The sequence below is a fragment of the Prevotella sp. TF12-30 genome, assembly GCF_003436715.1.
Taxonomy (GTDB): domain Bacteria; phylum Bacteroidota; class Bacteroidia; order Bacteroidales; family Bacteroidaceae; genus Prevotella; species Prevotella copri_A.
In genome coordinates this window covers 451-674 of the sequence record NZ_QSQJ01000131.1, presented here as the reverse complement: position 1 = coordinate 674, position 224 = coordinate 451, and the positions used below count along the sequence as shown (strand labels likewise).

Here is a 224-nt window from a genome sequence, read left to right as displayed (position 1 = left end):
AGCAGGTAAAGACCAACAATGCCCGCTATGGATTCCTCGCCGCCTCCAACAAGCTGTTGGAGAAAGTGACCGTGAATTTCCAGGGCGAGACATTGCGCAGCTATGCCTTTGACTACAAGGAAGGTGCATTCCACAAGGAAATGCTCACAGGTGTCAGACAGTATGACAACACAGGAAAGGAAGTGGCTTTCCAGAACTTCGACTATTATGATGATGTGCAGGCT

General features: G+C 49.1%; 1 protein-coding gene. It reads left to right on the top strand.

All coding sequences use genetic code 11. The features are described from left to right. On the top strand, positions 1–224 hold a 224-nt coding region (locus DXD25_RS16870; RefSeq protein ID WP_187360517.1), incomplete at both ends, for a hypothetical protein.